The following is a 25,349-nucleotide window of genomic DNA, read 5'->3' on the forward strand; positions in this document are numbered from 1 at the left end:
CTGCATCACGCTCAACCCGGCAACGCGTCGGCAGGCTCTTCACCGCGAGCGCGGCCCGCGCCGAGCTCGGCACCGGTCAGCGGATCGGCATCGGGGTCGGACGCGGTGCGGGCCGCCAGCGCGTCCAGCGCGTCCTGCTGGGCTTCGGTGAGCCCATCGACGCTGGCGTCGCCGTCGCCGCCGTCCAACGCGTACTGCTCATCGCGTGAGGACACCACGGTCCACTGCTTGCCGCTGTTCCAAGGGCCTTCCACATCGCCATCGCCCTGCGACATGTCCATGTACACGTCGGTGAACTCCGGGTCACCCGGCAGCTTGCCCGGCGGGAAGTTGGGTTCAATGGCGTACAGCGCCTTCTCGAATGACTTCTGGTGGGCGATTTCGCGGGTCATCAGGAAGCGCAGCGCGTCCTTGATGCCCGCATCGTCGGTCACGTTGATCAGGCGCTCGTACACGATCTTGGCGCGCGACTCGGCCGCTATGTTCGAACGCAGGTCGGCGGTGGGATCACCGATCGAATCGATGTAGGCCGCACTCCACGGTACGCCGCTGGAGTTGACCAGCGCCGGCCCGCCGCCATACAGGATGGACTGGGTATGGCTGGTGCTGTTCTGGGTCAGCCCGCGCATCTCGATTGCTTCGATCATGCCTTCGGAGAGCTCGCCTTTGACGCCTTTGTTGAGCATCGCGATGATCGAGCCGATGATCTCCAGATGGCTCAGTTCCTCGGTGGCCACGTCCAGCAGCAGGTCCTTGCGGCCGGCGTCTTCCTCGGCCAGCGCCTGGGTGAAGTAGCGCATGGCCGCGGCGAGCTCGCCCTGCGGACCACCGAACTGCTCCAGCAGCAGCGCGGCAAGGATGGGGTCGGGGCGTTCGACGTGGACCGTATACATGAGGCGTTTGTTGTGCATGAACATCGGGGGGTAACTCCTGGATGGCAGCGGCGTGCGCCGCTGCGTGGGTGGGTAGGCCGACATCGTGGGCATCGTTCGGCGATCTGATGCGCTCGACGCTACGCGGCGCGTCGTGAGGGCGGTAACCCGAAGAAGTGAGGACGGAGAGACAGGTCGCGCATACAGGCGGCCCGCGCGCTGAAGTGTTCAGATGCAGGCGCATCGGCACGCCGTCATCTGCACGCGACCCCTGCACGCTATGCTTCGCGCTTTCCCCACCCACCCATGCCGCGATGAAACTGGCCATCCTTTCCCGCAACAGCAAGCTGTACTCCACGCGGCGGCTGGTGGACGCGGCGCGTTCGCGCGGGCACACCGTGCGCGTGCTCGACCCACTGCGCTGCTACATGCGTATCGCCGCCGACGGCTTCACCATGCATTACAAAGGCCGGCCCATTACCGGGGTGGACGCAGTCATCCCCCGCATCGGCGCCTCGGTGACCCGCTATGGCACTGCCGTGCTCCGCCAGTTCGAAATGATGGGGGCGGTTACTCCAAACCCCTCCGACGCCATCCTGCGCGCCCGCGACAAGCTGCGCGCGCACCAGATCCTGGCCTCCAAGGGCATCGACATGCCGGTCACGGTGTTTGGCGACAACCCCGATGACACCGTGGACCTGCTCTCGATGCTCGGCCCGCCGCCCCACGTGGTGAAGCTCAACGAAGGCACCCAGGGGCGAGGGGTGATCCTGACCGAGAAGGCCAGTGCCTCGCGCGGCATCGTCGAAGCCCTGCGCGGGCTGTATGCCAACTTCCTGATGCAGGAGTTCATCGGTGAAGCGCAGGGCGCCGACCTGCGCTGCCTGGTGGTAGGTGACCACGTGGTGGCCGCCATGCAACGCCAGGCCCCGGACGGCGACTTCCGCTCCAACCTGCACGCGGGCGGCAGCGCCCGCGTGGCCAAGGCCACCCGCGCGGAGCAGCAGGTGGCGGTGCGTTCGGCCAGGGCGCTGGGGCTGGGGGTGGCCGGGGTGGACCTGATCCGCTCCAGCCGGGGCCCGCTGGTGCTGGAGGTCAATTCCACTCCCGGCCTGGAAGGGATCGAGGGGATCAGCCAAGACGACCTGGCCGGGCGCATCATCGAACACGTGGCTGGGCAGGTGTCTGCGAAAAAGCCAGCAAAATCAAAGGCATGAATTTTATTTCGGGTCGGTATGCCGGTTTTAACACCGGTTTAATCGCCCTCCGCGTAGCCTTCAACGAACCGCAGCTCTGCCCTCCTCAGCAGATAACGGTAATCGGGAATGACTTCAGGCCCAGGCGGGATCCGTCTGGGCCTTTTTCTTCCCGTGCCATCGCTCACTTGCTGAGGTGAAGGCGAGGGGGATACATTCGGCGTTCCGTTCAGTTGACTAAGGATTGGTTGAAATGAAGCGAGTGATTCTGGCCGCCGGGACCGCGGCCCTCCTGCTGGCATTGGGCACCACCCAGGCAGCGCCGCAGGCCGAAGTGTTTGCCCGTGGCAAGCCGCTGGCAGAGCAGATGCAGCGCATCGACGTCGAAATGAACGACGGCGAGACCTATTCAGAGCTCACCCTTGAAGACCGCAGCCGGGTCCGCGAGGCCTTGGGCCGCATGCGTGGCGTGCTGGACCAGTACCCAGACCAGGCCACCATCACCGACGTCGCCAAGACCGAGCTCTACAACGACCAACAACTTGTGAACACCGTTTTGACGAAAGCGCGCGAAGATAGTCGCCAGATCTGCACCCGCGAAAAGTCGACCGGCTCACACCGTGCAACCACGCAGTGCAGGACCGTGGCCCAGCGCGAGCGGGACAAGACGTCTGCCCAGCACCAGCTTGGCACCGCGCAGCGTGTGGGCCACAACGTCATCCCTTAAGAGGTCACATGCGAATTCTTGTAATTGAAGACAACAGCGACATCGCCGCCAACCTGGGCGACTACCTCGAAGACCGCGGCCACACCGTGGACTTCGCCGCCGACGGCGTGACCGGCCTGCACCTGGCGGTCGTGCACGAGTTCGACGCGATCGTGCTGGATCTCAATCTGCCGGGCATGGATGGGATCGAGGTCTGCCGCAAGCTCCGCAATGAAGCGCGCAAGCAGACCCCGGTGCTCATGCTGACCGCACGGGATTCGCTGGACAACAAGCTGGCCGGGTTCGATTCCGGTGCCGACGACTACCTGATCAAGCCGTTCGCGCTACAGGAAGTGGAAGTGCGTCTGAACGCCCTGTCGCGTCGCGGCAAGGGCGTGCAGACCCGGGTGCTGGAAACCGGCGACCTGGAATACAACCTCGATACCCTCGAGGTTCGCCGGCAGGGCAAGCTGCTGCAGCTCAACCCCACCGCGCTGAAGATCCTCCAGGCGTTGATGGAAGCGGCCCCGGCCGTGGTCACCCGCCAGGAGCTGGAAACCCGCGTGTGGGGCGAAGAGCTGCCCGATTCGGATTCGCTGCGCGTGCATATCCACGGCCTGCGCGCCGTGGTGGACAAGCCGTTCGAGGTACCGTTGATCCAGACCCGCCATGGCATCGGATACCGCATCGCCGCCCCGGAAGCCTGATCCGGTGACGGGCAGGGGGGAGCGGCGCCGGGGCCCGTACCGGCGCCGGCTGCGCAGCCGCATCATCGTCTCGTTCGTTTTGTTGGGTTTCTGCCTGACGACGCTGTTCGCGTTTGCTACGACCTGGACCCGCGCGCGCGTGGAGAACCAGCTCGTCGAAGACGTGATGAACCGCAACATTGACGAGTACGCGCGCCGCTTCCAGCTCGACCCCTCGCGCAGCCCGGATCTGCCCGTTCAGCAGATCCGCGCGTTCGTGTACCCCAGCGACAAGTTCGACCGGGTTCGCGAGGAGCGCCCGGAGTGGGCCGCGTTCTCCAACGGCAACTACAGCATCACCGGCATGGACGAGCAGAACAACCCGTTCTCGTACAAGCTGGCCGTACGCAAGACGCCGGAAGCGTGGTTCTTCCTGGCCTATGACATGACCGAAAGCCTGCGCGGCGAAGGGCAGTTGAACCGCGCGCTGTTCTTCTCAGTGCTGGTGTTCAGCGCACTTTCGCTCGTGCTGGGCTGGTGGTCGGCCTCGAAAGTGATGAAGCCGGTATCCGACCTGGCCGCACGCCTGCGTGCCTACCGGGGCGGCACCAGTGATCCCACGCCCCTGGCGCCACGTTTCCCGGACGACGAAGTCGGGCAGCTGGCGCAGGCGCTGGATGATTATTCGGCGCGGCTCACCGAAGTGGTGCAGCGCGACCGCGAGTTCAATGCCGACGTCAGCCACGAGCTGCGCACGCCGCTGGCCGTGATCCGCGGCGCCACCGAGCTGTTGCTGACAAGGCCGGACCTGGACCCGAAGGTGCTGCAGCGCCTGCAGCGCATCCAACGTGCCGAACAGCAGTGCACCGACCTGATCGGCTCGCTGCTGCTGCTCTCGCGCAACGAGCGCGGGCAGGGCAGCAGCAACGTGGCGCGGGTAGCCGAGCAGCTGCTCGATTCGCACCGCGCCCAGCTGGGCGGCAAGCCGCTGGAGCTGGTGTTGGAGGGCGACCGCGAACTGGTCGTCGATGCCCCGGAATCAGCACTGTCGGTGGCCCTGGGCAACCTGATCGGCAACGCCGTGAAGTATTCGCAGGAAGGCTCGGTACGGGTGCTGGTCACCGGCAACCGGGTTGAAGTGATCGACAGCGGTCCCGGCCTCAGCGCCGAAGACGCGGCCAAACTGTTCCAACGCGGCTATAGGGGCACCCACGCGGGCCACTCGCAGGGCGGTGGTATCGGCTTGTCGATCGTGAGCCGCCTGTGCGATCTGTACGGCTGGCAGGTCAATGTGCGCCCGGGCGAAACCCGGGGAGTGGTAGCCACGCTGACGTTCGCCCCGGCGTAGCGACACGCCATGCGTGTCCCACGCAACCCCGAACGAAGGCCGACATGCCCGGGTGCCCTGGCACCCCGTTGGACACGCATGGCGTGTCCCTACGCGGCGGCCTTCCTGTAGATCCGATCCAGGCGTTCCACTTCCGCCTGCAGATGGTCCGGGTGACCATCATTGACCACCACGTCATCCGCCAGCGCCAGGCGTTCCTCGCGGCTGGCCTGCGCGGCAATCATGCGGTCGGCCAGATCGGCCGTGGTGCCATCGCGCTGCATCAGCCGCGCATGCTGTACCGCCACCGGCGCATCCACCACCAGGATCCGGTCCAGCCATGGGTATTGCTGGCGGCCGCCGGCCTCGGTCAACAGGGGGATGGCCGCGATGGCATATGGGCTTTGCGCCTGCTCACAGGTCTGCCGCAGCAGCTCCCGAATGGCAGGGTGGGTAATGGCTTCCAGCGCCTGCCGCTCTTGGGCGGAGCTGAAGATGCGCTCACGCAGCGCGACGCGGTCAAGCTGGCCATCGGCCAGCAGGATTCCGGAACCAAAGTGCGCCACGATCCGGGCCAGGCCATCGCTGCCAGGGGCCACCACGGCACGGGCGGCCACGTCGGCATCGGCGATGGTGATGCCCAGCGCCTCGAAGCGCCGGGTCACCTCGGTCTTGCCGGCGGCCACGCCGCCGGTCAATCCAATCACGAACTGGCTCATCGCTGTCCTCAGCGCAGGCCGGACATTCTCAGGTAGGCGTTGATCAACGGCTCGCCCCACATGAACACGATCCAGCCGGCAACGGCCAGGTAGGGCCCAAACGGGATCGGGGTGGCGCGGTCGCGTCCCCGCGAGTACAGCCAGATCGAGCCGATGATGGCACCCACCACCGACGACAGCAGGATGATGGGCAGGATGCCCTTCAACCCGCACCAGGCGCCCAGCGCGGCCAGCAGCTTGAAATCGCCGTGGCCAATGCCTTCCTTGCCGGTGATCTGCTTGAACAGCCACCACACCGACCACAGCAGCAGGTAGCCGGCAATGGCGCCCAGCAGGGCGGGCTTGGCCGGCATGTACAGGTTGTCGATGCTGCCAATCAGGCCCAGCCACATCAGTGGCAGGGTCAACTGGTCCGGTAGCAGCTGGGTGCGCAGGTCGATACCGGACAGGGCCACCAGGAAGCAGCTCAGTACGATGGCGCCAAAGCCCTGCCAGCCGAAGCCGAACTGCCACACGCCGGCGACCACCAGCAGTGACGTGATCAGCTCTACCAGCGGGTACTGGATCGAAATCGGCGCATGGCAATGGCGGCACTTCCCGCGCAACACCAGCCAGCTGAACAGCGGGATGTTCTCGTACCAGGACAGCTTGTGCTTGCAGTGCGGGCAGTGCGATGGCTCGACCACCACCCCTGGCGGTGGGGGCTCATAAATATCTGGCAGCTCCAGCACTTCCCGCGCGTCGCGCTTCCATTGCCATTCGAGCCGCTTGGGCAGGCGCAGGATGACGACGTTGAGGAAGCTGCCGATCAACAGCCCCAGTGCGGCCGCGGCGGGATAGCCGAGGCCGGGATGCTGGTCTAGAAATGCCATGGTTACCTTAGCCGACGACGGCGCCGAGTTTGAAGATGGGCAGGTACATGCCGATCACCATGCCGCCGACGATGGTACCAATGAACACCATGATCATCGGTTCCAACAGGCTGCTCAGGGCGTCCACGGCATTGTTGACCTCCTGCTCATAGTACTCGGCCACCTTGAACAGCATGGTATCGAGCGCACCGGCCTCTTCGCCGATGGCGGTCATCTGGATGACCATGTGCGGGAACAGGTTGATCTGCTTCATGGCCATGTTGACCGGGTAACCGACCGACACGTCGTCGCGCATCCGCAGTACGCCTTCTTCGTACACCTTGTTGCCGGTGGCGCCTGCCACGATGCCCAGAGCCTCCACCAGCGGCACACCGGCCTTGAAGGTCACGGCGGTGGTGCGGGCGAAGCGGGCGATGGCGCTGTTGTTCATGATCTCGCCGATGACCGGCACCTTGAGGATCAGGCGATCCATGGTGTGTTGCAGCTTGGGCGAACGCTTGTAGGTGTAAATGAAGCCGGCGAACGCTCCGCCTGCGATCAGCAACATTACCCACCAGTAAGACACGGTAAACCGTGACGCCCCCACGATGAGCTGGGTGAACGCGGGCAACTCTGCGCCGAAGCCTGCGAAGACCTCTTCAAATTGGGGTACCACGAAGATCAGCAGGATCGCGCTCACGATGATGGCAACGGCGACCACCATCGCGGGATAGAACAGCGCCTTCTTGATCTTGCCCTTCAGGGCCTCGATGTTTTCCTTATAAGTAGCCACCGTATCGAGCACGGTTTCCAGCACACCGGCGCCTTCGCCGGCACGTACCAGGTTGCGGTACAGCTCGTCGAACTGCACCGGATGCTTGCTGATGGCCTCATAGAGTGACGAGCCGCCCTCGATATCGGTGCGGATGCCGTCTACCAGCTTCTTCATGCGCGGGTTCTTATGCCCGCTGCCGATGATCTCCAGGGCGCTCACGATCGGCACGCCAGATTTCATCATCGTCGCCATCTGGCGACTGAAGAATGAGATGTCCTTGGCCCCTACAGCCTTGCCCGCCGCCCCGAACAAAGGCTTGGGTTTGGGCTTGACCACGCCGGGCATGATGCCCTGGCGGCGCAGCTCGGCACGCAGGAGGTTGGCATTCTTCGCCACCTGCTCGCCCTTCATCTTCACGCCCCGCTTGTCGGTCCCCTCCCAGACAAAGGGCTGTAGCTCCATGGTGCTTCGCGCCACGGGCTCTTTCTTGATCGCACTACGGCTGACAGACATGTAAGGCTCCCCGGCCGCGCCATCCCCAGGCGGGCTTCTCCGCCGAATGGTAGCCGGTTCCGGGCCGGAGTGGCATCCCTCTTGCACGGCAATCCGTGACCCGGGTCCAGGACCCGCCCCGTCAAAAGGTGACGCAATGCGTCACAATGCCGGTTATGTCGCAATTTGCTGTGAGGGGGGTTCCAATCCTGAAGATTGCTGCCATCATTGCGCCGGGGAAATGCTGGGGAGCATTGCTAAACCACTTGGCACGCAACCTGCTATCAACCACCCGCACGGGCGATTGCCTTGCTCAGCCGGTCCGCCGGCCAGGCTTCGCACCGGTGTTCGTTTTTTACCTACCTCTAGGGGATGTACACAATGAAGAAGCAGCAGGGCTTTACCCTCATCGAACTGATGATCGTTGTCGCGATCATCGCTATCCTGGCCGCCATTGCACTGCCGGCTTACCAGGACTACACCGTCCGCGCCCGCGTCTCCGAAGCAGCTGTCATTGCTGCCGGCGCCAAGGTCACCGTGGCTGAAAACATCGCCAACAACGGTGGCGCGCTGCCGGCCAACGCCTGCCTGGGCGTTGACACCGCGATTCCGGCCGACAACCCGAACGTTGCTTCGATGACCTGCACCGAAGCCACTGGCGCCATCGGCGTCACCATGACCGCTGACAAGGGCAAGGGCACCATCCTGACCTACACCCCGACCGCTCAGGCCGGCGCAGTGGGCACCACCTGGAAGTGCGTGGGCAGCGGCAGCGCGGCCAAGTACTACCCGGCTGAATGCCGCTCGTAATACCTTGCGTCAGCTAGCGTAAAAGGACCCCGCTTCGGCGGGGTTCTTTTTTAGTTGGCATGGAAAGTGCGTAGCTGTATTCATTATTCAATGCCGATCGGGGAGGCATGCGTGAAGAGGGTCAAGGGGTTTACGTTGATTGAGCTGATGATCGTTGTGGCGATCATCGCGATTCTTGCCGCGATAGCACTGCCTGCCTACCAGGACTACACGACCCGGGCCCGGGTGTCCGAGGCGCTTCTCCTGGCTTCGTCGGCCAAGGTGACCGTGACCGAGAACGTCAACAACATCAACGTGCTCGACGCTACCGCCTGCTCGGGTGTCGACTCCACCACAACGGCCACGCAGAACGTGCTGTCGATGGATTGCTCCGGGAACGGCGTGATCACGGTCAAGACCACAGTGAAGGCAGGGTCCGTGACTCTTCTGCTTCGCCCCAGCTACAATCCGAACGAAGTCATCCGCTGGCGGTGTGTCCGCAGCGTGGGTGAGAACAAGCACGTCCCGGCGGAATGCAGGTCCTGACCCAGCGTGGTCTGAGCGGCCCGGCCGGGTAGTGTGTCGGTAGCGCTGGATGCTTCAGCACCAAACTTGGGGTCAAACATGAACGCCGTCGTCACCGCGAACCTTGTCGGAATCACCGGCATAGCCCGTCGCCTCGTCCAGGATGGGGCCTTGGAAGAGGCTACTGCGCGCGATGCGATGGCCAAGGCCGCTGCCGCCAAGCAGCCCCTGCCGCAGTATTTTGCCGAGAAGAAGCTGGTTACCCCGGCACAGTTGGCCGCGGCCAATGCGCTGGAATTTGGCATGCCGCTGTTGGATGTCAACGTGTTCGACAGCGCGCAGAGCGCCATCAGCCTGGTGAGCGAAGAGCTCCTGCGCAAGCACCATGTGCTGCCGCTGTTCAAACGCGGTGGCAAGCTGTTCGTGGGTACCAGTGACCCGACCCATTCGCTGGACGAGATCAAGTTCCACACCAATCTGGTGGTCGAGCCGATCCTGGTCGATGAGGAGCAGATCAAGCGCACGTTGGAGCAATGGCAGTCCAAGCATGACACCCTCGGCAGCTCGCTCGGCGGTGACGACGATGGCATGGGCGACCTGGACGTCTCCAGTGGCGACGAAGAGGGCGGGGCAAGCGAATCGGGCCACGATGCCAAGGGTGACGACACCCCGGTGGTCAAGTTCGTCAACAAGGTGCTGGTGGACGCCATCCGCAAGGGCGCCTCGGACATCCACTTCGAGCCCTATGAAGACGACTACCGCGTTCGGTTCCGCATCGACGGCCTGCTCAAGAACGTGGCCAAGGCCCCGGTCAAGCTCAACCAGCGTATCGCCGCACGCCTGAAGGTGATGTCCCAGCTCGACATCGCCGAAAAGCGCGTGCCTCAGGACGGGCGCATCAAGCTCAATCTGTCAAAGACCAAGCAGATCGACTTCCGCGTCAGCACCCTGCCGACCCTGTTTGGCGAAAAGGTCGTGCTGCGTATTCTGGACGGCAGCGCGGCCAAGCTGGGCATCGACAAGCTTGGCTATGAGCCCGACCAGCAGAAGCTGTTCCTGGAAGCCATCCACAAGCCCTACGGCATGGTGCTGGTCACTGGCCCCACCGGCTCTGGTAAGACCGTGTCGCTGTATACGGCGCTGGGCATCCTCAACGATGAGACGCGCAATATTTCCACGGCCGAGGATCCGGTTGAAATCCGCTTGCCAGGCGTGAACCAGGTGCAGCAGAACGTGAAGCGCGGCATGACCTTTGCCGCCGCGCTGCGCTCGTTCCTGCGACAGGATCCGGACATCATCATGGTCGGCGAAATCCGCGACCTTGAAACCGCCGAAATCGCGGTCAAGGCCGCGCAGACCGGTCATATGGTGCTGTCCACGCTGCATACCAACGACGGCCCGCAGACCATCGCGCGCCTGATGAATATGGGTATCGCCCCGTTCAACATCACCAGCTCAGTGACCCTGGTCATCGCCCAGCGCCTGGCGCGCCGCCTGTGCAACAACTGCAAGCGGCCGGTGGACCTGCCGGACAATGCGCTGCTGGCCGAAGGCTTTACCCAGGCCCAGCTGGATGCAGGTATCACCCTGTACGAGCCGGTAGGCTGCGAAGAGTGCACCGAAGGCTACAAGGGCCGTACCGGTATCTACCAGGTGATGCCGATGAGCGAAGAGATCTCGGTGATCGTGCTGGAAGGTGGTAATGCCATCCAGATTGCCGAGGCGGCGCAGCGTGCGGGCATCCGGGATCTGCGCCAGTCTGCGCTGGTGAAAGCGGCTGCGGGCACGACCAGTCTGGCGGAGATCAATCGCGTCACCAAGGATTGATCCAGCGTCAAGATCAATGCCCCGAGATGTACAACAGGCCCCGATTTTTGGGGCCTTTTGTTTTGTGAGGGAAGTTCCATATCGTTGCCCCGGTGCATGTCATCATCGGCCATGCTGATCAACAACACAGAACGGAATCGCGGCACCGAAACCATGCCGCCCTAAAGGGATTTGGGTATGCAATCTGCAGCTGCAGGGAAGCTTGGGCCATGGTTTGCCAGAGCCGGGGCGCTCATGCGAAGCATGTCCCGTTTTGCTCCGGTCGGCATGGCTCTGATGGTGCTGGGTCTGCCGCTGGCGGCGTGGGCGCAGGCTCCACAGGAGTGGACGGCCACCGGACAATCCGGGAAGTTTCCCAGCGAGTCGGCAGCGCTGGCGGCGATCCATGCTATGGGCGGGCGATACGCGCTTGCGGAAGAGATTGAGTCAGTCTCGGTCTCCCCTACGGGCGACAGGATTACATACGCGTACAGGGCTAGGCCCCGCCCTCAGAACATCAGCGAATGGAAGTATGCCGGGCAGTGGACAATCGGCGCTCCGTTCTCGTCTGGGGACGAGGCTCTCGCCAACGCGCTAGCCAATCTTAAGTCTGAGTATCCGCAGTGTGGTTTCCAGTCCATTGAGGTAGTTAACGATTGGTGGCTGTACCAGTCAAATTTCGATATCCCCACGATCTACATGCGGGACCTGAAGGCCGAAGCTGCGGAAGGCTCGACCTGTTCTAAGACGTGGACACTCCAGCACTATAAGCAAAGGACCGTTACATGCCCTCCGCTTATGGGCCTTAGTGATGGAGTTTGTGTGGCAACTCAAATCGCGCACACCAGCACCGCGCCTCCTCCGTGCGATCCGTGCGATCAGCGTGGCAATCCTGTAAGCGTCAACAGCGGCAGCAAAATTCAGCGTGAGCGCGATCTTTCGCTTGGATGGCTTGAGTTCTACCGAACGCTGAACTCTTCTTATCAGGCAGAGGGTGGACTGGGGCGGTACTGGACGCACAATCTAAATATGCGTGTCTACGGTACGGTTGCGGCAAGTTCGGTTGTCTTGTCCTCCGGTGGAGGCATGATGGCCTTCCAGTCCCGCGAAGCCATTGACGGCTCAGGTGCGACACTTCGCACGGAAGGGGCCGATACGATCCTTTCGCAGGGAGATGGCCTTTACTACTTCAACGGCTCCGGGCGCCTGTATCGAATAGAGCGCTTCGCCGGTGACACACTGAACATTGCGTTCGACGGCCGCAAGCGCATCGCACGCGTGGTTCACTCAAGCGGACGAAGTGTAGAATTCGGATATTCAGGTGGTTTCGGAGCCGGGGAATCTGATCTGGCCTACATCAGAGACCAGGAGGGGACGTTGGTGGCCTATGCCTACGACGATGCAGACAGACTGATCAGTGCCACTTACCGCGACGGATCAGGACGTCACTATCTGTATGAGAATCCAGCCTTACCGGATGCTCTCACGGGCATCCAAGACGAGACCGGCAACCGCTTTGCCACCTACGCCTACAACGAGGATGGCCTGGCCATTTCCACCGAACACGCCGGCGCATCGCAGGCTGCCAGCTTCCAGTACCAGTCCGACGGTTCTACCCTCCATATCAACGCACTTGGCGCCGTCGAACGGGTCACTTTCACGCCCGCAAATCCGTACCGCAAGATCGCATCGAGCACTACACTGTCTGGCGTCGAATCCTGGGAGTACGTTCCATCCACGGGAACCGCCTCCGACTTCCGCCGCCGCGTGAAATCCCATACGCACCGCAACGGGCGCATTGATCTTTACACCTATCAGGACCTCACCGACCCCGTTCTGGGCGAGGTGCACATCAAGCGCACGACAGAAGCCAGCAGCCGCCCAGAAGCGAACGTCACCGAAGTCTGGAAACGCCGCGACACCAACCAGGTCGTGAAGCGGGTCAGCAGCTCTCGTACCCAGACCTCGCAGCACAACGCCCGCGGTCAGGTCATCCAAGAGTCCACGGTTACCCAGGATGGATCCACTCGCACCACTGCGTACAGCTACTGCGAACAGATCAGCCCGCAGCAGGGCTGCCCGCTGGTTGGGCTGCTGCTGTCAGTGGATGGTCCCATGCCTGGTACGGCAGATACGGTCAGCTACACCTACTACAATGAAGACGCCCCGGGCTGTGCCTCTGGCGGAACAGCCTGCATCTATCGCAAGGGCGACCTGTGGAAAACCGTCCAGCCGCTGGGAAACATCACCGAGGTGCTTGCCTACACCTCGAGTGGGCACCCGCATCTGGTGATGGATCCCAATGGAGTCGTCACTGAGTATCGCTACACGCCGCGTGGCTGGCTGGCATCCACGACAGTAAAGGGTTCAGACGATGGCTCCGCCGCGGATGACCGGGTCACCGCAATGGAGTACCTGCCAACTGGTCAGGTAAGTCGCGCAACCGCTCCAGACGGAAGCGTCGTCACCTACGAATACGATGCCGCCCAACGACTCATCAAGGTGGGCGATGGCGCAGGCAACAGCGTCCACTACACCCTGGATGCCGCCGGCAACCGGGTGCACGAGTCGTATCGCGGTCCGGATGGCACAGTAACGCGGGAGGAATCCCGCGTATACAACGCCATGAGTCAGCTGGTGACCTTGGCTGACGCGTACGCCAACCCTACCGATTACGGCTATGACGCGGCGGGCAACCAGATCTCCGTCACCTCAGCATTGGGTCGAGTGGACCGGCAGGAGTACGACTCACTCAACCGGCTCAAGCGAAGCCTGCAGGACGTAGACGGCATTGGAGCCGAGTCGCGCTTCAACTACGACGCCGAAGGTAAGGTGGTTGAGATCACCGAACCCAAGGGATTGAAGACCACCTATGCCCGCAACGGTTTCGGGGAAGTGGTCACCCAGACCAGCCCCGATACCGGCGTCACTGCCTTCACGTACGACAGTGCGGGCAATGTGCTGACCCGTACGGATGCACGCGGCGTGACCGCCAACTACAGCTACGACGCGATCGGCCGCACGACGGCCGTGACCTTCAGCGATCCTGCGGCGGACATCCACTACGTCTACGACCAGCCCTCTAGCCAATGCGCGGAGGGCGAGCGTGCAGGTATCGGCCGCATTGCCAGCATGATCGACCCAAGCGGGCGTACGGACTACTGCTACAGCGCCATGGGCGACCTGGTTCGCCGTGTCCAGGTGGTGGATGGCCAGGCGCTGACGCTGCGCTACGCCTACGATGCAGCAGGCCGGATGCAGTCGATGACCTACCCGGATGGGAGCCTGGTCGACTATGGCTACGACACGCTTGGCCAGGTTAGCAGCGTGGGTGTTACACCGGCAGGCGGCACCCGCGAGGTGCTGCTGCAGGGGGTGCAGACGCTGCCGTTCGGGCCTGAGCAGACCTGGACGTTTGGAAACGGGCGTCGATTGGATCGCAGCTATGACTTGGACTACCGGACGGTGGCGATCAGCGATGGACGCGATGGTTTGAACGTCACTTTCGGATTTGATGAAGCGGGAAATATTGCCTCGCTGACCGATGGCGGTCCGCAGGGGCAGCGTGCGACGCTGGACTATGACGCGCTGGGGCGCCTGACGGCTTTCAAGGATGCACCGACAGGTGTAGCCATCGAACAGTACAGCTACGATTCGACCGGCAACCGCCTGTCCTTCGGTAACTCGACGGGAACGCAGGCATACACATACCCTTCGAACAGCCACCGATTGGCATCAGTCGATGGTGTCTCCCGTGCGTACGATGCGATGGGCAACACCTTGACCATTGGCGGTGAGTGGAATTACGCATATGACCTTGCCGGTCGGCTAAGCGCTGCATCCCGTGCTGGCTCCGCGCAAGCTTCCTATCTTCACAATGGCGCGGGGCAGCGTGTCCTGCAGCAAACTGGCACTGAAACGAGGCTGCACCTACATGGTGAGGGTGGGGAGTGGCTTGGCTCATATGACGACCACGGCATGCCCACTCAACAGATAGTCTGGCTGAACTCGATGCCAGTTGGTCTAATCCAGTCGGGGAGGGTTCTTTACATAGAGGCCGACCATCTGGGTTCGCCACGGGGCGTTATCGACCCACCGCGTGACTTATTGGTTTGGCGCTGGAGCTTGCTGAGCGAGGGGTTCGGTAGTGGCGGCGTAGCCGAGGACCCTGATCAGGACGGCATCTCACAGCATCTAGCGCTGCGATTCCCCGGGCAGCGAGTGGAGCCGTCCTCCGGACTTACTTACAATTATTTCAGAGACTATGAACCTCAAGTTGGACGATATTCTCAAAGCGATCCAATCGGGCTCTTAGGAGGGGGGAGTACCTATCTCTATGTGGGCGCGAGTCCGGTTTCGACAGAAGATCGATTCGGTTTGCAGGCATATACACCAGGCACCATGCCGCCTCCGGGTATCCCCGGCGGCCCATGGACGCCAGCACCAGGCCAGCCGCCGGGCAGCTTCCAAGGCCCAAGGAACGGCGCCAATCGCGCCAGTTGTAGATATGTCCCGGACGCGAGGAATGGCGGACCAGGCGGGGCCACCAACGGTGGATACTGGAAGTCGAAGACTCCCACGAGCGAATGGCAGCGATACAATCTCAGAGGCCAGCCCATAACTCCGGCGCAGGCCCACCCGGGCAATGCGGTCGGCAACGCCGGCGGCGGCGGTATCAGCCCGATTCTTTTCCGTTCCCTTTCAGCTTCTAGCGTGGCCCTATTCTTTGCCACATATTCAATGCCGCTGAATTCATCCGAAGAAGGGTCTCTCAGGACCATGCGGGAAGAGGAGGAGTACTGTGGACGATGCGGAGCAGAATAGGCATGACGAATCAATGAAGGATTGCCTGTTTTACCTTGAAGGCGCAGCAAGAAGCGTCTTGGCTGGTCCCGACCGAGCGTTGCACCAGTTTGATGGTCACTTCGCTGCCGCGTGGGAGCTCAGGCAAGAGATTCTGGTCGGGGCGTCGCTGGTAGGCTGGAGTGGGCTGACCGAGGCGCTTCGGCAGAGTGTCGAGCGTTTGGTCGCCGCTGCCGCTGCACTTCCAGAGGCGGCATTTGCAGGAAATGACGCGAGTGAACTCTTTCATCCGTCTTGGGGGCAGGTCAGGGAAGCAGCGAACCGGTTTCTCGCCGCGAGAGAGCAGGCTGGATGAATAATGTACTGCGATGGCTTGCAGTTGTGCCAGTTTCTCTCACCAGTTTCGGGGTGGTTCTGCTGGCCGTGATGTCGCTTCGCGTCCTATTGCTGCGCTTTTGCCCCGCCGGTGACCTAGGTAGTGAATGGACCTCGGATCTATCGCGGCGCGACTACGAAATAGGCGGCCCCACCTGCTACGCGGAATGGTTTCCGGGCGCCGAGATGTCCTTGTTGGTAGTGGCGTTCGCGGGCGCAGTAGTTGCGGCTGGAGGTGTAGCGGCATGGGTGGCGCCGACCAGAAGGCTGGCAAGTGGGTTCTCCGTGGCCGTTCTGTCCATTCTTTGCACGTATCTGCTTTTCCGCTTTTCATGACAACGTTCAAGCCTATGCTCAGGGATAGCGCATGGTGACCCTATGAAGATCTTCTCAGACGAATGGTTTCGGTCCGAATGGAGGAAGCTCGGGTTCCACTATGACCGTGATGATGAATCCAAGCGGTGGATCATCACAGGTTCCGAAGAGGGGTTGCGTGCGTTTGTGGCCGCAATTCGAACCTATGCGGCAGACTCCGAGAATGACTGGGTATCCTGTCACTGCAACTTGGGGCCGTATGATTTCCTTGAGATTGGTACCTGGCCGTCAGCGATCATCGACGGCCAATGGATTGCAGGTCGTCTGAGCGATCTTCAGGCATTGGCGACCTACATTGAGGAGTGGATCGACGCCGCGCAAGATGTGGGCGCTTGTCTTTCTGTCAGGTCGTTCTCCAGCCCGGGCTCCCCATACGATGTCTGGCTCGGGCTGGAATCGGATGGCTTTGATCCGTCAACGTTGGACCCCTCTCTATAGGCACCTTGAATGCCCGGTTGTATCCACGTCCTGGTGCATCAGGACGCCCCTCCACTACCTCAAGCTGACGGAGTAGCAATGATCCCAAGAATACTTCTGCTCGCCTTGGCGTTTTGCGTGTTCGCGATAGCTGGCTGTGGAAGTGGGCAGCCTGGCCCAAGCGACACTCAGCAGCTGAGTCCTAGCGACGCCTTTGTGATTCCTGAGAGCGAGCATGCGGCGGTAGAGGCCGCGGCGGAGCAGGGTGACGTTGCCGCGATGAAGAAGCTGATTGCTCACTATGATGCGCTTTCAGGCACCGATGAGCTTGCAGAGAGATGGAAGGCAGCGGCGCGGGAGGCCGGAGATTCGGAGCAGCTGAATTACTATGCGTCAGGGCTGCTGGTGGCCGCCGGACGTGAGAGCGATCCCGCGAAGCGACGAGCAATGTTGGCTGATGCATTGGCGTCGGCCAAGCGGTCCAATGAGGGCAAGGCCAACAGGTCTGCGCAGAAAATCAATTTGGAGCTGACTCGAGCAGTTGAGGCTGAGCAGTAGCGGTGAAACTCCGCTGTGGCGCCAGCGCATCGCCCGACATCATGTCAGGGCGCAGCGCGTTTCATCAGGTGTACTACTTTACGTTTGCTAGGTTGGGCAGATGACTATGGACATTGACGAGTATCTCAGTACGATGGGGTTTCACCCAAGATGGCGTGAGCATGGCATGTTGCCAGCTGGGCTGATTGAGCGGCTCTGTGCGACCTACCAGCCTGGAATGGCGGAGGCATCGGAACATGACCGAAATGGCGTCTTCCACTGGTGGCTGAGGAATTCTCCGACAAAGCAAGTGCTGATGAGGTTGGTCGAACTATCCTTCTTGGATCCTGACCAGGTCATGGCAGAGGACGTTAGAGCCCATATCGCGCGAAGCGCGTCGTACGACAGGGACGTGGAGCGCAGGATTGTTGACGGACGTCTCTCCCGCTAAGAAAGGTCTCGGTAGCCTGTGTTGGAGGGAGATATGGATATGCTTCGTAGGTTCGTCCTGGTCGCTTCATGCGCTGCTCTGTCGGCGTGCTCAAGTGAGATCGCTGACCCAGTCGATTTGTCTCATGAAAAGATTGAATGTAGTTCGCCAGCGGAGGCGGAGTACGGGGCGTGGTCGAAGTCAGGAAGCTACCAAGCCTGCAAGATAAAGCACGGGCCATTTGTTGCTTGGGAAGATGGCTACGTCCACGTGCGAGGTGAGTACGACATGGGCAAGGAAGCTGGTGTGTGGCGTTGGTACGACCGGAAAGGGCACGTAGAAAGGGAGATCGACTATTCGGCAGCCGCTACTTCGGTACGGAAGGAGTAAGCCGTCTTCTCGATTTTCACGTTGGGCTACCCAGCATCGACGGTCTCGCATCGGCGGAGGCGAATGAGCGCGTGGATATTTGTCATTGCCGGCCACGCAGGGCGCTGGATCAGGCACTTCTTCTCAGATAGGATCGCGAATAGGAGATGGAGTCTCACCGGGTGAACATGCTAGTGAAGGCGCGTAAAGCGTTCCCCATACTGATAGCGGTAGGAGCGGGGCTCATCTTCGCCTTGAGCCTGTACTCTGATTACCAGTCCGCAGATTGGGCCGGGAAGCCCGATGTGGATCAGCTCACGCGAGCCGGCACCCAGCTGGAGTTGCCGGCCAATTCAATCGGCGAGCCACTCAAGATTTTTTCGAAAGTCACATTGATTGGTGCGCTAAGGAATGTGGTCACTCAACTTGACTTGGCGTCGGTTGAGGACCATTTCCACGAGCTGGCGGTGACGCATGGATGGCAGCTCCGGTCAAGGCGGGTCGCGAACGGAGAGACAAGCCTTACGTATTGTGCGGGGGATTTCTCTCATGTCATGGCTTTCCGCCGCCGTGGTGACCAAGCCGCCATTTTTGCTGCCACGTACTGGGAGGCGGACACCTCCTCTGAGCTGTACTGCCGTCAAGCGGCTTCCTGATAAGAGGGGCGTGGCTGCTGATAGCGATTTGGTTGCACGGGTGGGCGGCTTGCGTCTCACCCTGTCAGCCACGCAGGGCGTGGCTCTACGGCCGGAGCGCGGTCATCGTATCGAACGGTGCTTGTGCTGCAGATCCAACCACAGCTTCTGCGACGTTCGGCCGAATGGCCCCAAGCGTTGGGCTAGATCCAGATCCACATCCTGATCGCCCGCCAGGAAGCATTCGGCGAAATCCTGCGACACGCCAATCGCGTGCGCGAAGTCCAGGGTGGAAGCGCCCATCGGCGCCAGGATGAGTTCGCGTACCATCCAGCCCGGGTGTTCATGGTTGATCTGGCTGTCCGGGGTAGCGCGGCCGCGCTTGGCGATGTGATTCTCGAATGCCGTGGAGCTTCCGTTATGTGCTTCTTCCGGGAACTCGATCAAGGTCACGATCAGTCGGCCGGCCGTTGCTTCGATGCTGACGCTTGAGCCGACGCTGAAACCGGCGCTCTCCAGCCAGTGGCCGTGTATCGACAGACATGGCACGGTGCCGCCGCCGAAGGTGTCCATCCAAGCGTAGGTGTGGGCACGCACGGTGTAGTGGCGCGGGCGGTCGGCCGTGGGCAGCTGGAGTTCGGGGAATAGGGGGGTATTGCGTGGCGAGCGCATGGGGAGCCTCCGAGGGGAAATCTCCCTTGCCGGTAGGGCAAGGGAGCCGGGAGGTTCAAATCCGCGTACGTGCTGCGGCGTGGAGTATTTCCCCGGTTGAGGGGTCTTGTATTAGCCACCCTCCCGACATGGGACGTCCATAATTTTGCACGTACATGGAGATTTGAAGCTCCGTGGCACACCATGCGCCGTGGTGGGGTCGGTAGCCAATCGATTGTGTCTGTTGGTTTTGCCCGGTTCGATAGGCGTTGCCGACCGGTTGTCGCTAGCGGCTTGGGTTGGAGCGGTAGTGGGACGGCGGTGCGGTTTTTGCGGGGTGTTGGCGACAGAAGAATCTGGCGTTACGTGGGACACGCATGGCGTGTCACTACGCGGGTTCGTGCCTGTAGCGACACGCCGTGCGTGTCCGACGAGATGCAGGGCGTTGTGATCGGTAGTGACACGCCATGCGTGTCCATCGCGATGCCGGTGATGCGGCCCCGTGGGCAATTGGGTTGGTCGGCGCGTTTAAGCCACGCAGGGCGTGGCTCTACGGGTTCAATCCATTCCCAGCTTTTTCAGCTTGTACCGCAACGCGCGGAACGTAATGCCCAACTGCGCCGCAGTCCGCGTCTTGTTCCAGCGGTTCTCTTCCAGCGCCTTCTGGATCGCGGTGCGTTCCATCTGCTCGATGTACGAAGGCAGCGCGCCACTCCCCGCCGGCAGATCCACCACCGCTTCTTCATGCGGCGCCACCGGCGCCCCACCATGTCGCGGCGCACCCTGCTGCGGCAACCGAAGATCACTCGCGCCAATGGTGTCACCCTCGGCCAACGCCAATGCACGCTCCAGGATGTTCTCCAGCTCGCGCACGTTGCCCGGGAAGTGATACGTGCCCATCGCCTCCAGCGCGGACGGCGCCAGCAGCGGAGTGGGGCGCCCATGCGTACGCGCCAACCGGGCCAGGATCGAAGCCGCAAGCTGCGGCAGGTCACTACGGCGCTCGCGCAGCGGCGGCACGCGCAGTTCAATCACGTTGATGCGGTAATACAGGTCATGCCGGAAGCGCCCGTCTTCCACCAGGTCGCCCAGGTCCTTGTGCGTGGCCGAAAGAATGCGCACATCCACCGGCACTTCAGTCGCCGCGCCCACCGGGCGGATCGACTTCTCCTGGATGGCACGCAGCAGCTTCACCTGCATCTGCAGCGGCAGTTCGGCCACTTCGTCCAGGAACAACGTGCCGCCATGCGCGGCCTGGAACAGGCCCGGCTTGTCGGCATGGGCACCGCTGAAGCTGCCCTTCTTGTGCCCGAAGAATTCGCTTTCCATCAGTTCTGATGGAATGGCGCCGCAGTTGACCGGCACGAACGGGCCGGCCGCACGTGCGCTCTGGCCGTGGATCGTGCGGGCCACCAGTTCCTTGCCCACGCCCGATTCGCCCAGGATGTACACCGGCGCCTGGCTGCGGGCGACCTTGGTGATGGTGGCGCGCAGGCCATCCATCGCCCCCGATTCGCCCAGCAGGCGTGCGGTGGTGTCGCTGGTCAGCGGCGGCGGGGCAGGGCGTTCGGTGTTGTTGAGTTCCAGCGCGTGCTTGACCAGCCCGCGCAGCACCGAAATGTCCACCGGCTTGCTGACGAAATCGAACGCGCCGGCCTTCAACGCTTCCACCGCCAGGTCCATGCTGCCGAACGCGGTGATCATCGCCACCGGGGTGCGCGGGTAGTGCTGGGCGATTTCAGTCACCAGCTCGATGCCGTTGCCGTCGGGCAGCCGCATGTCGGTGATGCACAGGTCGTAGGGGTTGCTGGCCAGCAGCTCGCGCGCTTCGGCGAGGTTAGCCGCGGTGCTGATGCGCAGGCCCATGCGGCCCAGGGTCAGTACCAGCAGTTCGCGGATGTCGCGTTCGTCGTCGACGACGAGGGCGCTGCGGTTTTCGTTCATATGGGGGAAAGATAGCCGAGTGCGGTTGAAAACGACAAACTATTGACGCCTGCAGGGTAGCGCGTCATTGCGGCCGCATGGTGTGCGGTCCGGGCAGTACCAACCGGAAGCAGGCACCGCCGGCGGGCACCGAGACGTACTCCAGGCTGGCCTGGTTGCCCTTGCACAGCTCACGGGCGATATACAGGCCCAGCCCGGTGCCATGTTCGGAGGTGGTGTAGAACGGTCGGAACAACTGGTTGGCGACGGATTCGGGAATGCCCGGACCCCGGTCCATCACGTCGATCACCGCATTGCGGTCCTGGCGGGCCACACGCAGGCGTACGCGGGCCGGGTCCTGGCCGGTGCGGCCGTACTTCAGGGCGTTGTGCACCAGCACGGTGAGGATCTGGTGCAGGTGGCGCGGGTCCACCAGCCCATGCACGGAAGACTCGCTGATGATCGGCTCGATGCTGTCGGTTTCCAGCGTGAGGCTCTGCTTGTACTCCAGCACGAAGCGGCGGACGAACGCGGCCAGGTCCAGGTTCTCCGGGTTGGCGCGCTCGCGGCGGGCCAGGCCCAACACGCTTTCCACGATGCCGTTGGTGCGCTGGCACTGCTGGTGGATGATCTGCAACAGGCGGCGGTCGGTATCGCCGATGGCGGTGGATTCTTCCAGCAGCTGCGCAGCGTAATTGATGGCCGCCAGCGGGTTGCGGATCTCATGGGCCAGGCTGGCCGAGAATCGGCCCATGGCCGAAAGCGTGAGCGATTCGGCGCGGCGCGAGACCACGGTGGAGTCGTCCAGGAACACCAGGGTGAGGTCACTGCCGGCCAGCAGGCGGGCAAAGCGCGGCTGCACTTCGGGCTGGTCAGGGGAGAGCTGCAGCGGGGTTTCTTCGTTGGTCCAGCCGTTGCGCCAGCGCTGCAGGCGGCGGCTCAGGTCGGGCGCGGCGCTGCCCAGTTCGAGCAGGCCGCTGCCGCTGTTGCCGTCGTTGTCGCCAATCAGGGTGGCCGCCGCTTCGTTGGCCAGGGTGATGCGGTTGGCGCCATCCACCACCAGCACGCCGGTGCGCATGCGACGGATGATCAGTTCGTTGATTTCGAACAGGTTGGCTACCTCGGCACCGCGCTGGTTGGCCAGCTGCTGGTTGCGGCGGGCGCGGCTGCCCACCTGGTAGCTCACGAACGCCAAGGCCAGGAAGCTGGTGATGAACATGGCCAGCTCGGCCAGCGTGCGGTTGGGCTCGCCATTTTCCAGCAGGTTCCAGGTGTACTCGCCGGCGGTGGCCGCGGCGGCGGCCAGCGCCAGGCCCAGGCCCAGCGACAGCGGCAACAGGGTGGCGGCGGCGGCGATGTTGAACAGCAGGGCCATGGACAGGCCGGCGCTGGCGCCGGGCAGGGCGTGGGCCAGCAGCACGGTGGCGGTGATGTCGATGAGCACGCTGCCCACCACGATGGGCCGCAGCCAGCGGTCGTTGCGGCCGGCCGCCAGGATCAGCAGCGACAGCACCAGGTAGCTGCCGCTGACCCCGGCGGCCAGCTGCGGGTGGGTGGATTCGCCCACCATCGCGCTCAACGGGCTGAACAGCAGGGCGGCGATGACCGCAGCGATCAGCACCCGGTAGAGGGCGAAAAAGTACAGCTCCCGCTTCGGCATGGACTCGATGCGGTCGATCAATGAAGCACTGGGTGACACGCCGGAACTCCCCTTCTGGCTGGACCCAGTATAGGCATAGCTTTGGGCCCGGAGCCGCGCATTTTGACCATTCCCGACCCACCCCCATGGGGGCCGCCCCGGCGCAACTGCCTGAATGAAGGTGAAAATATTGTCTCCTTCACGCCCCAAGGGCCGGTTTCTTTGCGCCGCGCCGCCGGGTCGTCCACAATAGTGGGCCCGCCGCGGTCCGTGCGTGCGGTCGTTCCTATTCCCACGGTGACGCATGAATTTCCACGAATACCAGTCAAAACAGCTGCTTGCCGAGTACGGCATTCCCGTCCCGGCCGGCAAGGTCGCGGCAACCCCCGATGAAGCCGTCGCTGCTGCCAACTCCCTGGGCCAGGGCCCCTGGATGGTGAAGGCGCAGATCCACGCGGGCGGTCGCGGCAAGGCTGGCGGCGTCAAGTTCTGCAAGACCACCGATGACGTCAAGGCCGCTGCGGCCAAGATGCTCGGCACCAAGATGGCCACCTACCAGACCGCGGGCGTCGAACTGCCGGTCAACCTGGTGCTGGTGACCACCGCCGGTGAGATCGTCAAGGAGCTGTACCTGTCGGTGCTGGTTGACCGTGGCACCAAGACCATCACCTACATCGCCTCTTCGGAAGGCGGCGTGGAAATCGAGCAGGTGGCTGCTGAAACCCCGGAGCTGATCCACTCGCTCAACGTTGATTTCGTTGAAGGCGTGCAGGGTTACCACGGCCGCGATTTCGGCTTCAAGCTCGGCCTGACCGCCAAGCAGGCCGGCCAGTTCGCCAGCATCATGGTGAACCTGTACCGCCTGTTCAACGAAAAGGACCTGGCGCTGGTTGAAATCAACCCGCTGGCCATCCTGGACGACGGCAACCTGTACGCGCTGGACGGCAAGTTCGACAGCGACGACAACGCCGCGTTCCGTCAGAAGGCCCTGGTCGCCATGCGCGACAAGACCCAGGAAGACGAAACCGAAGTGACTGCTTCGGAGCTGGACATCAACTACGTCACCATGGACGGCAACATCGGCTGCATGGTGAACGGCGCCGGCCTGGCGATGGCCACCATGGACGTCATCAAGCTCAACGGCGGCGAGCCGGCGAACTTCCTGGACGTGGGCGGCGGTGCGAACAAGCAGCGCGTCATTGAAGCGTTCAAGCTGATCCTGTCTTCGGACAAGGTCGAAGGCATCTTCGTCAACATCTTCGGCGGCATCGTCCGCTGCGACATGATTGCCGAAGGCATCATCGCCGCTGTGAAGGAAGTGGGCGTCAAGGTTCCGGTCGTGGTGCGCCTGGAAGGCACCAACGTGGAAGAAGGCAAGCAGCTGCTGCGTGACAGCGGCATGGCCATCATCCCGGCCGACAACATCAACGACGGTGCCAAGAAGGTCGTTGAAGCTGTCAAGAACGCCGCCTGATCCGACACCGAAGGAATAACAATGTCTGTTTTGATCAATAAGAACACCAAGGTGATCGTGCAGGGCTTCACCGGCCAGCAGGGTACCTTCCACGCCACTCAGATGATCGAGTACGGCACCCAGGTTGTTGGCGGCGTGACCCCGGGCAAGGGCGGCACGACCCACATCGACCTGCCGGTCTTCAACACCGTTGCCGACGCCGTGCAGAGCACCGGCGCCAACGCCTCGGTCATCTACGTTCCGCCGCCGTACGCGGCTGATGCGATCCTGGAAGCGGCGGCTGCCGGCATCAAGGTCATCGTGTGCATCACCGAAGGCATTCCGGTGCTGGACATGCTGCGCGTGAAGAACGTGCTGACCCGTTCGCACCCGGACACCGTGCTGATCGGGCCGAACTGCCCCGGCGTGATCACCCCGGGCGAGTGCAAGATCGGCATCATGCCGGGCCACATCCACAAGCCGGGCAAGATCGGCATCGTGTCGCGTTCGGGCACCCTGACCTATGAAGCGGTCAAGCAGACCACGGAAGTGGGCCTGGGCCAGTCGACCTGCATCGGTATCGGTGGCGATCCGATCAACGGCCTGAACTTCGTTGACTGCCTCAAGCTGTTCAACGAAGACCCGCAGACCGAAGGCATCATCATGGTCGGCGAAATCGGCGGCGACGCCGAGGAAGCCGGTGCGGAGTACATCAAGAACCACGTGAAGAAGCCGGTCGTCGGCTTCATCGCGGGCGCTTCGGCTCCGGCCGGCAAGCGCATGGGCCACGCCGGTGCGATCGCATCGGGCGGCAAGGGCACCGCTGAAGGCAAGTTCGCCGCCATGGAAGCTGCCGGTGTGGTCACTGTCCGCTCGCCGGGCGACCTGGGCGCCGCCATCGCCAAGCTGGTCAAGTAACAACGCTGCATGGGTAGGGCCCGACCGTTGGTCGGGCCGCACCAACAAACGCCGCCTCCGGGCGGCGTTTGTGTTTCCGG

General features: G+C 62.7%; 21 protein-coding genes. 14 read left to right on the plus strand and 7 right to left on the minus strand.

Translation table 11 applies throughout. The annotated features are described in order from the left end of the window. Nucleotides 1–11: 11 nt before the first annotated feature. Nucleotides 12–917, minus strand: coding sequence for a manganese catalase family protein (locus ACTJI4_RS03810; RefSeq protein WP_440868549.1), 906 nt, complete (start codon nucleotides 915–917; stop codon nucleotides 12–14). 269 nt (nucleotides 918–1,186) lie between these two features. Between ACTJI4_RS03810 and rimK the strand changes: the two genes are divergently transcribed. The 4 genes from rimK to ACTJI4_RS03830 all read left to right on the plus strand — a co-directional run bounded on the left by rimK (nucleotide 1,187) and on the right by ACTJI4_RS03830 (nucleotide 4,808). Beyond that, nucleotides 1,187–2,089: a 30S ribosomal protein S6--L-glutamate ligase gene (gene rimK / locus ACTJI4_RS03815; protein ID WP_440868550.1), complete on the plus strand. Its 903-nt coding sequence runs from the start codon at nucleotides 1,187–1,189 to the stop codon at nucleotides 2,087–2,089. A 232-nt stretch (nucleotides 2,090–2,321) separates the two neighbouring features. Beyond that, entirely contained in the window at nucleotides 2,322–2,795 is a 474-nt protein-coding gene (locus ACTJI4_RS03820; RefSeq protein ID WP_440868551.1) for a hypothetical protein, read from the plus strand. A gap of 8 nt (nucleotides 2,796–2,803) precedes the next feature. After that, nucleotides 2,804–3,481, plus strand: coding sequence for a response regulator transcription factor (locus ACTJI4_RS03825; RefSeq protein WP_017356179.1), 678 nt, complete (start codon nucleotides 2,804–2,806; stop codon nucleotides 3,479–3,481). After that, nucleotides 3,444–4,808: a sensor histidine kinase gene (locus ACTJI4_RS03830; RefSeq protein ID WP_440868552.1), complete on the plus strand. Its 1,365-nt coding sequence runs from the start codon at nucleotides 3,444–3,446 to the stop codon at nucleotides 4,806–4,808. The genes ACTJI4_RS03825 and ACTJI4_RS03830 overlap by 38 nt, the downstream gene beginning before the upstream one ends. An 89-nt stretch (nucleotides 4,809–4,897) precedes the next feature. Here the strand turns inward: ACTJI4_RS03830 and coaE are convergent, their stop codons facing one another. The 3 genes from coaE to ACTJI4_RS03845 are packed head-to-tail and all read right to left on the minus strand — an operon-like array spanning nucleotide 4,898 to nucleotide 7,645. Beyond that, nucleotides 4,898–5,506, minus strand: coding sequence for a dephospho-CoA kinase (coaE, locus tag ACTJI4_RS03835; RefSeq protein WP_440868553.1), 609 nt, complete (start codon nucleotides 5,504–5,506; stop codon nucleotides 4,898–4,900). A gap of 8 nt (nucleotides 5,507–5,514) precedes the next feature. Further along, nucleotides 5,515–6,378: a prepilin peptidase gene (locus tag ACTJI4_RS03840; RefSeq protein ID WP_440868554.1), complete on the minus strand. Its 864-nt coding sequence runs from the start codon at nucleotides 6,376–6,378 to the stop codon at nucleotides 5,515–5,517. Between the two features lie 7 nt (nucleotides 6,379–6,385). Beyond that, the gene (locus ACTJI4_RS03845) at nucleotides 6,386–7,645 is read right to left on the minus strand and encodes a type II secretion system F family protein (RefSeq protein ID WP_440868630.1); all 1,260 of its coding nucleotides are present in this window, start codon (nucleotides 7,643–7,645) and stop codon (nucleotides 6,386–6,388) included. 360 nt (nucleotides 7,646–8,005) lie between these two features. Here ACTJI4_RS03845 and ACTJI4_RS03850 point away from each other — a divergent pair, with 360 nt between their 5' ends. From ACTJI4_RS03850 to ACTJI4_RS03885, 8 genes are all read left to right on the plus strand, one after another. Further along, nucleotides 8,006–8,434: a pilin gene (locus ACTJI4_RS03850; RefSeq protein WP_440868555.1), complete on the plus strand. Its 429-nt coding sequence runs from the start codon at nucleotides 8,006–8,008 to the stop codon at nucleotides 8,432–8,434. 111 nt (nucleotides 8,435–8,545) lie between these two features. Next, nucleotides 8,546–8,959, plus strand: a complete 414-nt coding sequence (locus ACTJI4_RS03855; protein WP_440868556.1) for a pilin — start codon at nucleotides 8,546–8,548, stop codon at nucleotides 8,957–8,959. Between the two features lie 78 nt (nucleotides 8,960–9,037). Further along, on the plus strand, nucleotides 9,038–10,765 hold the full coding sequence (gene pilB / locus ACTJI4_RS03860) for a type IV-A pilus assembly ATPase PilB (protein ID WP_440868557.1): 1,728 nt from the start codon (nucleotides 9,038–9,040) through the stop codon (nucleotides 10,763–10,765). A 243-nt stretch (nucleotides 10,766–11,008) separates the two neighbouring features. Then, on the plus strand, nucleotides 11,009–15,568 hold the full coding sequence (locus ACTJI4_RS03865) for an RHS repeat-associated core domain-containing protein (RefSeq protein WP_440868558.1): 4,560 nt from the start codon (nucleotides 11,009–11,011) through the stop codon (nucleotides 15,566–15,568). 13 nt (nucleotides 15,569–15,581) lie between these two features. Beyond that, nucleotides 15,582–15,902, plus strand: a complete 321-nt coding sequence (locus ACTJI4_RS03870) for a hypothetical protein (protein WP_440868559.1) — start codon at nucleotides 15,582–15,584, stop codon at nucleotides 15,900–15,902. A 398-nt stretch (nucleotides 15,903–16,300) separates the two neighbouring features. Continuing rightward, nucleotides 16,301–16,735 (plus strand): hypothetical protein, encoded by a 435-nt coding sequence (locus ACTJI4_RS03875; protein WP_440868560.1) that lies wholly within the window; start codon nucleotides 16,301–16,303, stop codon nucleotides 16,733–16,735. A 258-nt stretch (nucleotides 16,736–16,993) separates the two neighbouring features. After that, the gene (locus tag ACTJI4_RS03880) at nucleotides 16,994–17,272 is read left to right on the plus strand and encodes a hypothetical protein (protein WP_440868561.1); all 279 of its coding nucleotides are present in this window, start codon (nucleotides 16,994–16,996) and stop codon (nucleotides 17,270–17,272) included. 960 nt (nucleotides 17,273–18,232) lie between these two features. Further along, a complete protein-coding gene (locus ACTJI4_RS03885) occupies nucleotides 18,233–18,706 on the plus strand; it encodes a hypothetical protein (RefSeq protein WP_440868562.1) in 474 nt (157 codons plus the stop codon). A 102-nt stretch (nucleotides 18,707–18,808) separates the two neighbouring features. On the opposite strand, the gene ACTJI4_RS03890 is transcribed toward ACTJI4_RS03885, so the two are convergent. The 3 genes from ACTJI4_RS03890 to ACTJI4_RS03900 form a co-directional block, all read right to left on the minus strand. Beyond that, entirely contained in the window at nucleotides 18,809–19,357 is a 549-nt protein-coding gene (locus ACTJI4_RS03890; protein WP_440868563.1) for a SymE family type I addiction module toxin, read from the minus strand. A gap of 537 nt (nucleotides 19,358–19,894) precedes the next feature. Continuing rightward, on the minus strand, nucleotides 19,895–21,280 hold the full coding sequence (locus ACTJI4_RS03895; RefSeq protein ID WP_440868564.1) for a sigma-54-dependent transcriptional regulator: 1,386 nt from the start codon (nucleotides 21,278–21,280) through the stop codon (nucleotides 19,895–19,897). Between the two features lie 64 nt (nucleotides 21,281–21,344). Beyond that, nucleotides 21,345–22,958 carry a sensor histidine kinase gene (locus ACTJI4_RS03900; protein WP_440868565.1) on the minus strand — a complete coding sequence of 538 codons (1,614 nt, stop codon included), beginning with the start codon at nucleotides 22,956–22,958 and terminating at the stop codon, nucleotides 21,345–21,347. Between the two features lie 244 nt (nucleotides 22,959–23,202). Between ACTJI4_RS03900 and sucC the strand changes: the two genes are divergently transcribed. Beyond that, nucleotides 23,203–24,372, plus strand: a complete 1,170-nt coding sequence (gene sucC / locus ACTJI4_RS03905; RefSeq protein WP_259206417.1) for an ADP-forming succinate--CoA ligase subunit beta — start codon at nucleotides 23,203–23,205, stop codon at nucleotides 24,370–24,372. A 21-nt stretch (nucleotides 24,373–24,393) separates the two neighbouring features. Next, complete coding sequence (gene sucD / locus ACTJI4_RS03910) at nucleotides 24,394–25,269, plus strand: succinate--CoA ligase subunit alpha (RefSeq protein WP_017356169.1); 876 nt, start codon at nucleotides 24,394–24,396, stop codon at nucleotides 25,267–25,269. The last annotated feature ends 80 nt before the right edge of the window (nucleotides 25,270–25,349 follow it).

The sequence above is a fragment of the Stenotrophomonas sp. 22385 genome (assembly GCF_052045085.1).
Taxonomy (GTDB): domain Bacteria; phylum Pseudomonadota; class Gammaproteobacteria; order Xanthomonadales; family Xanthomonadaceae; genus Stenotrophomonas.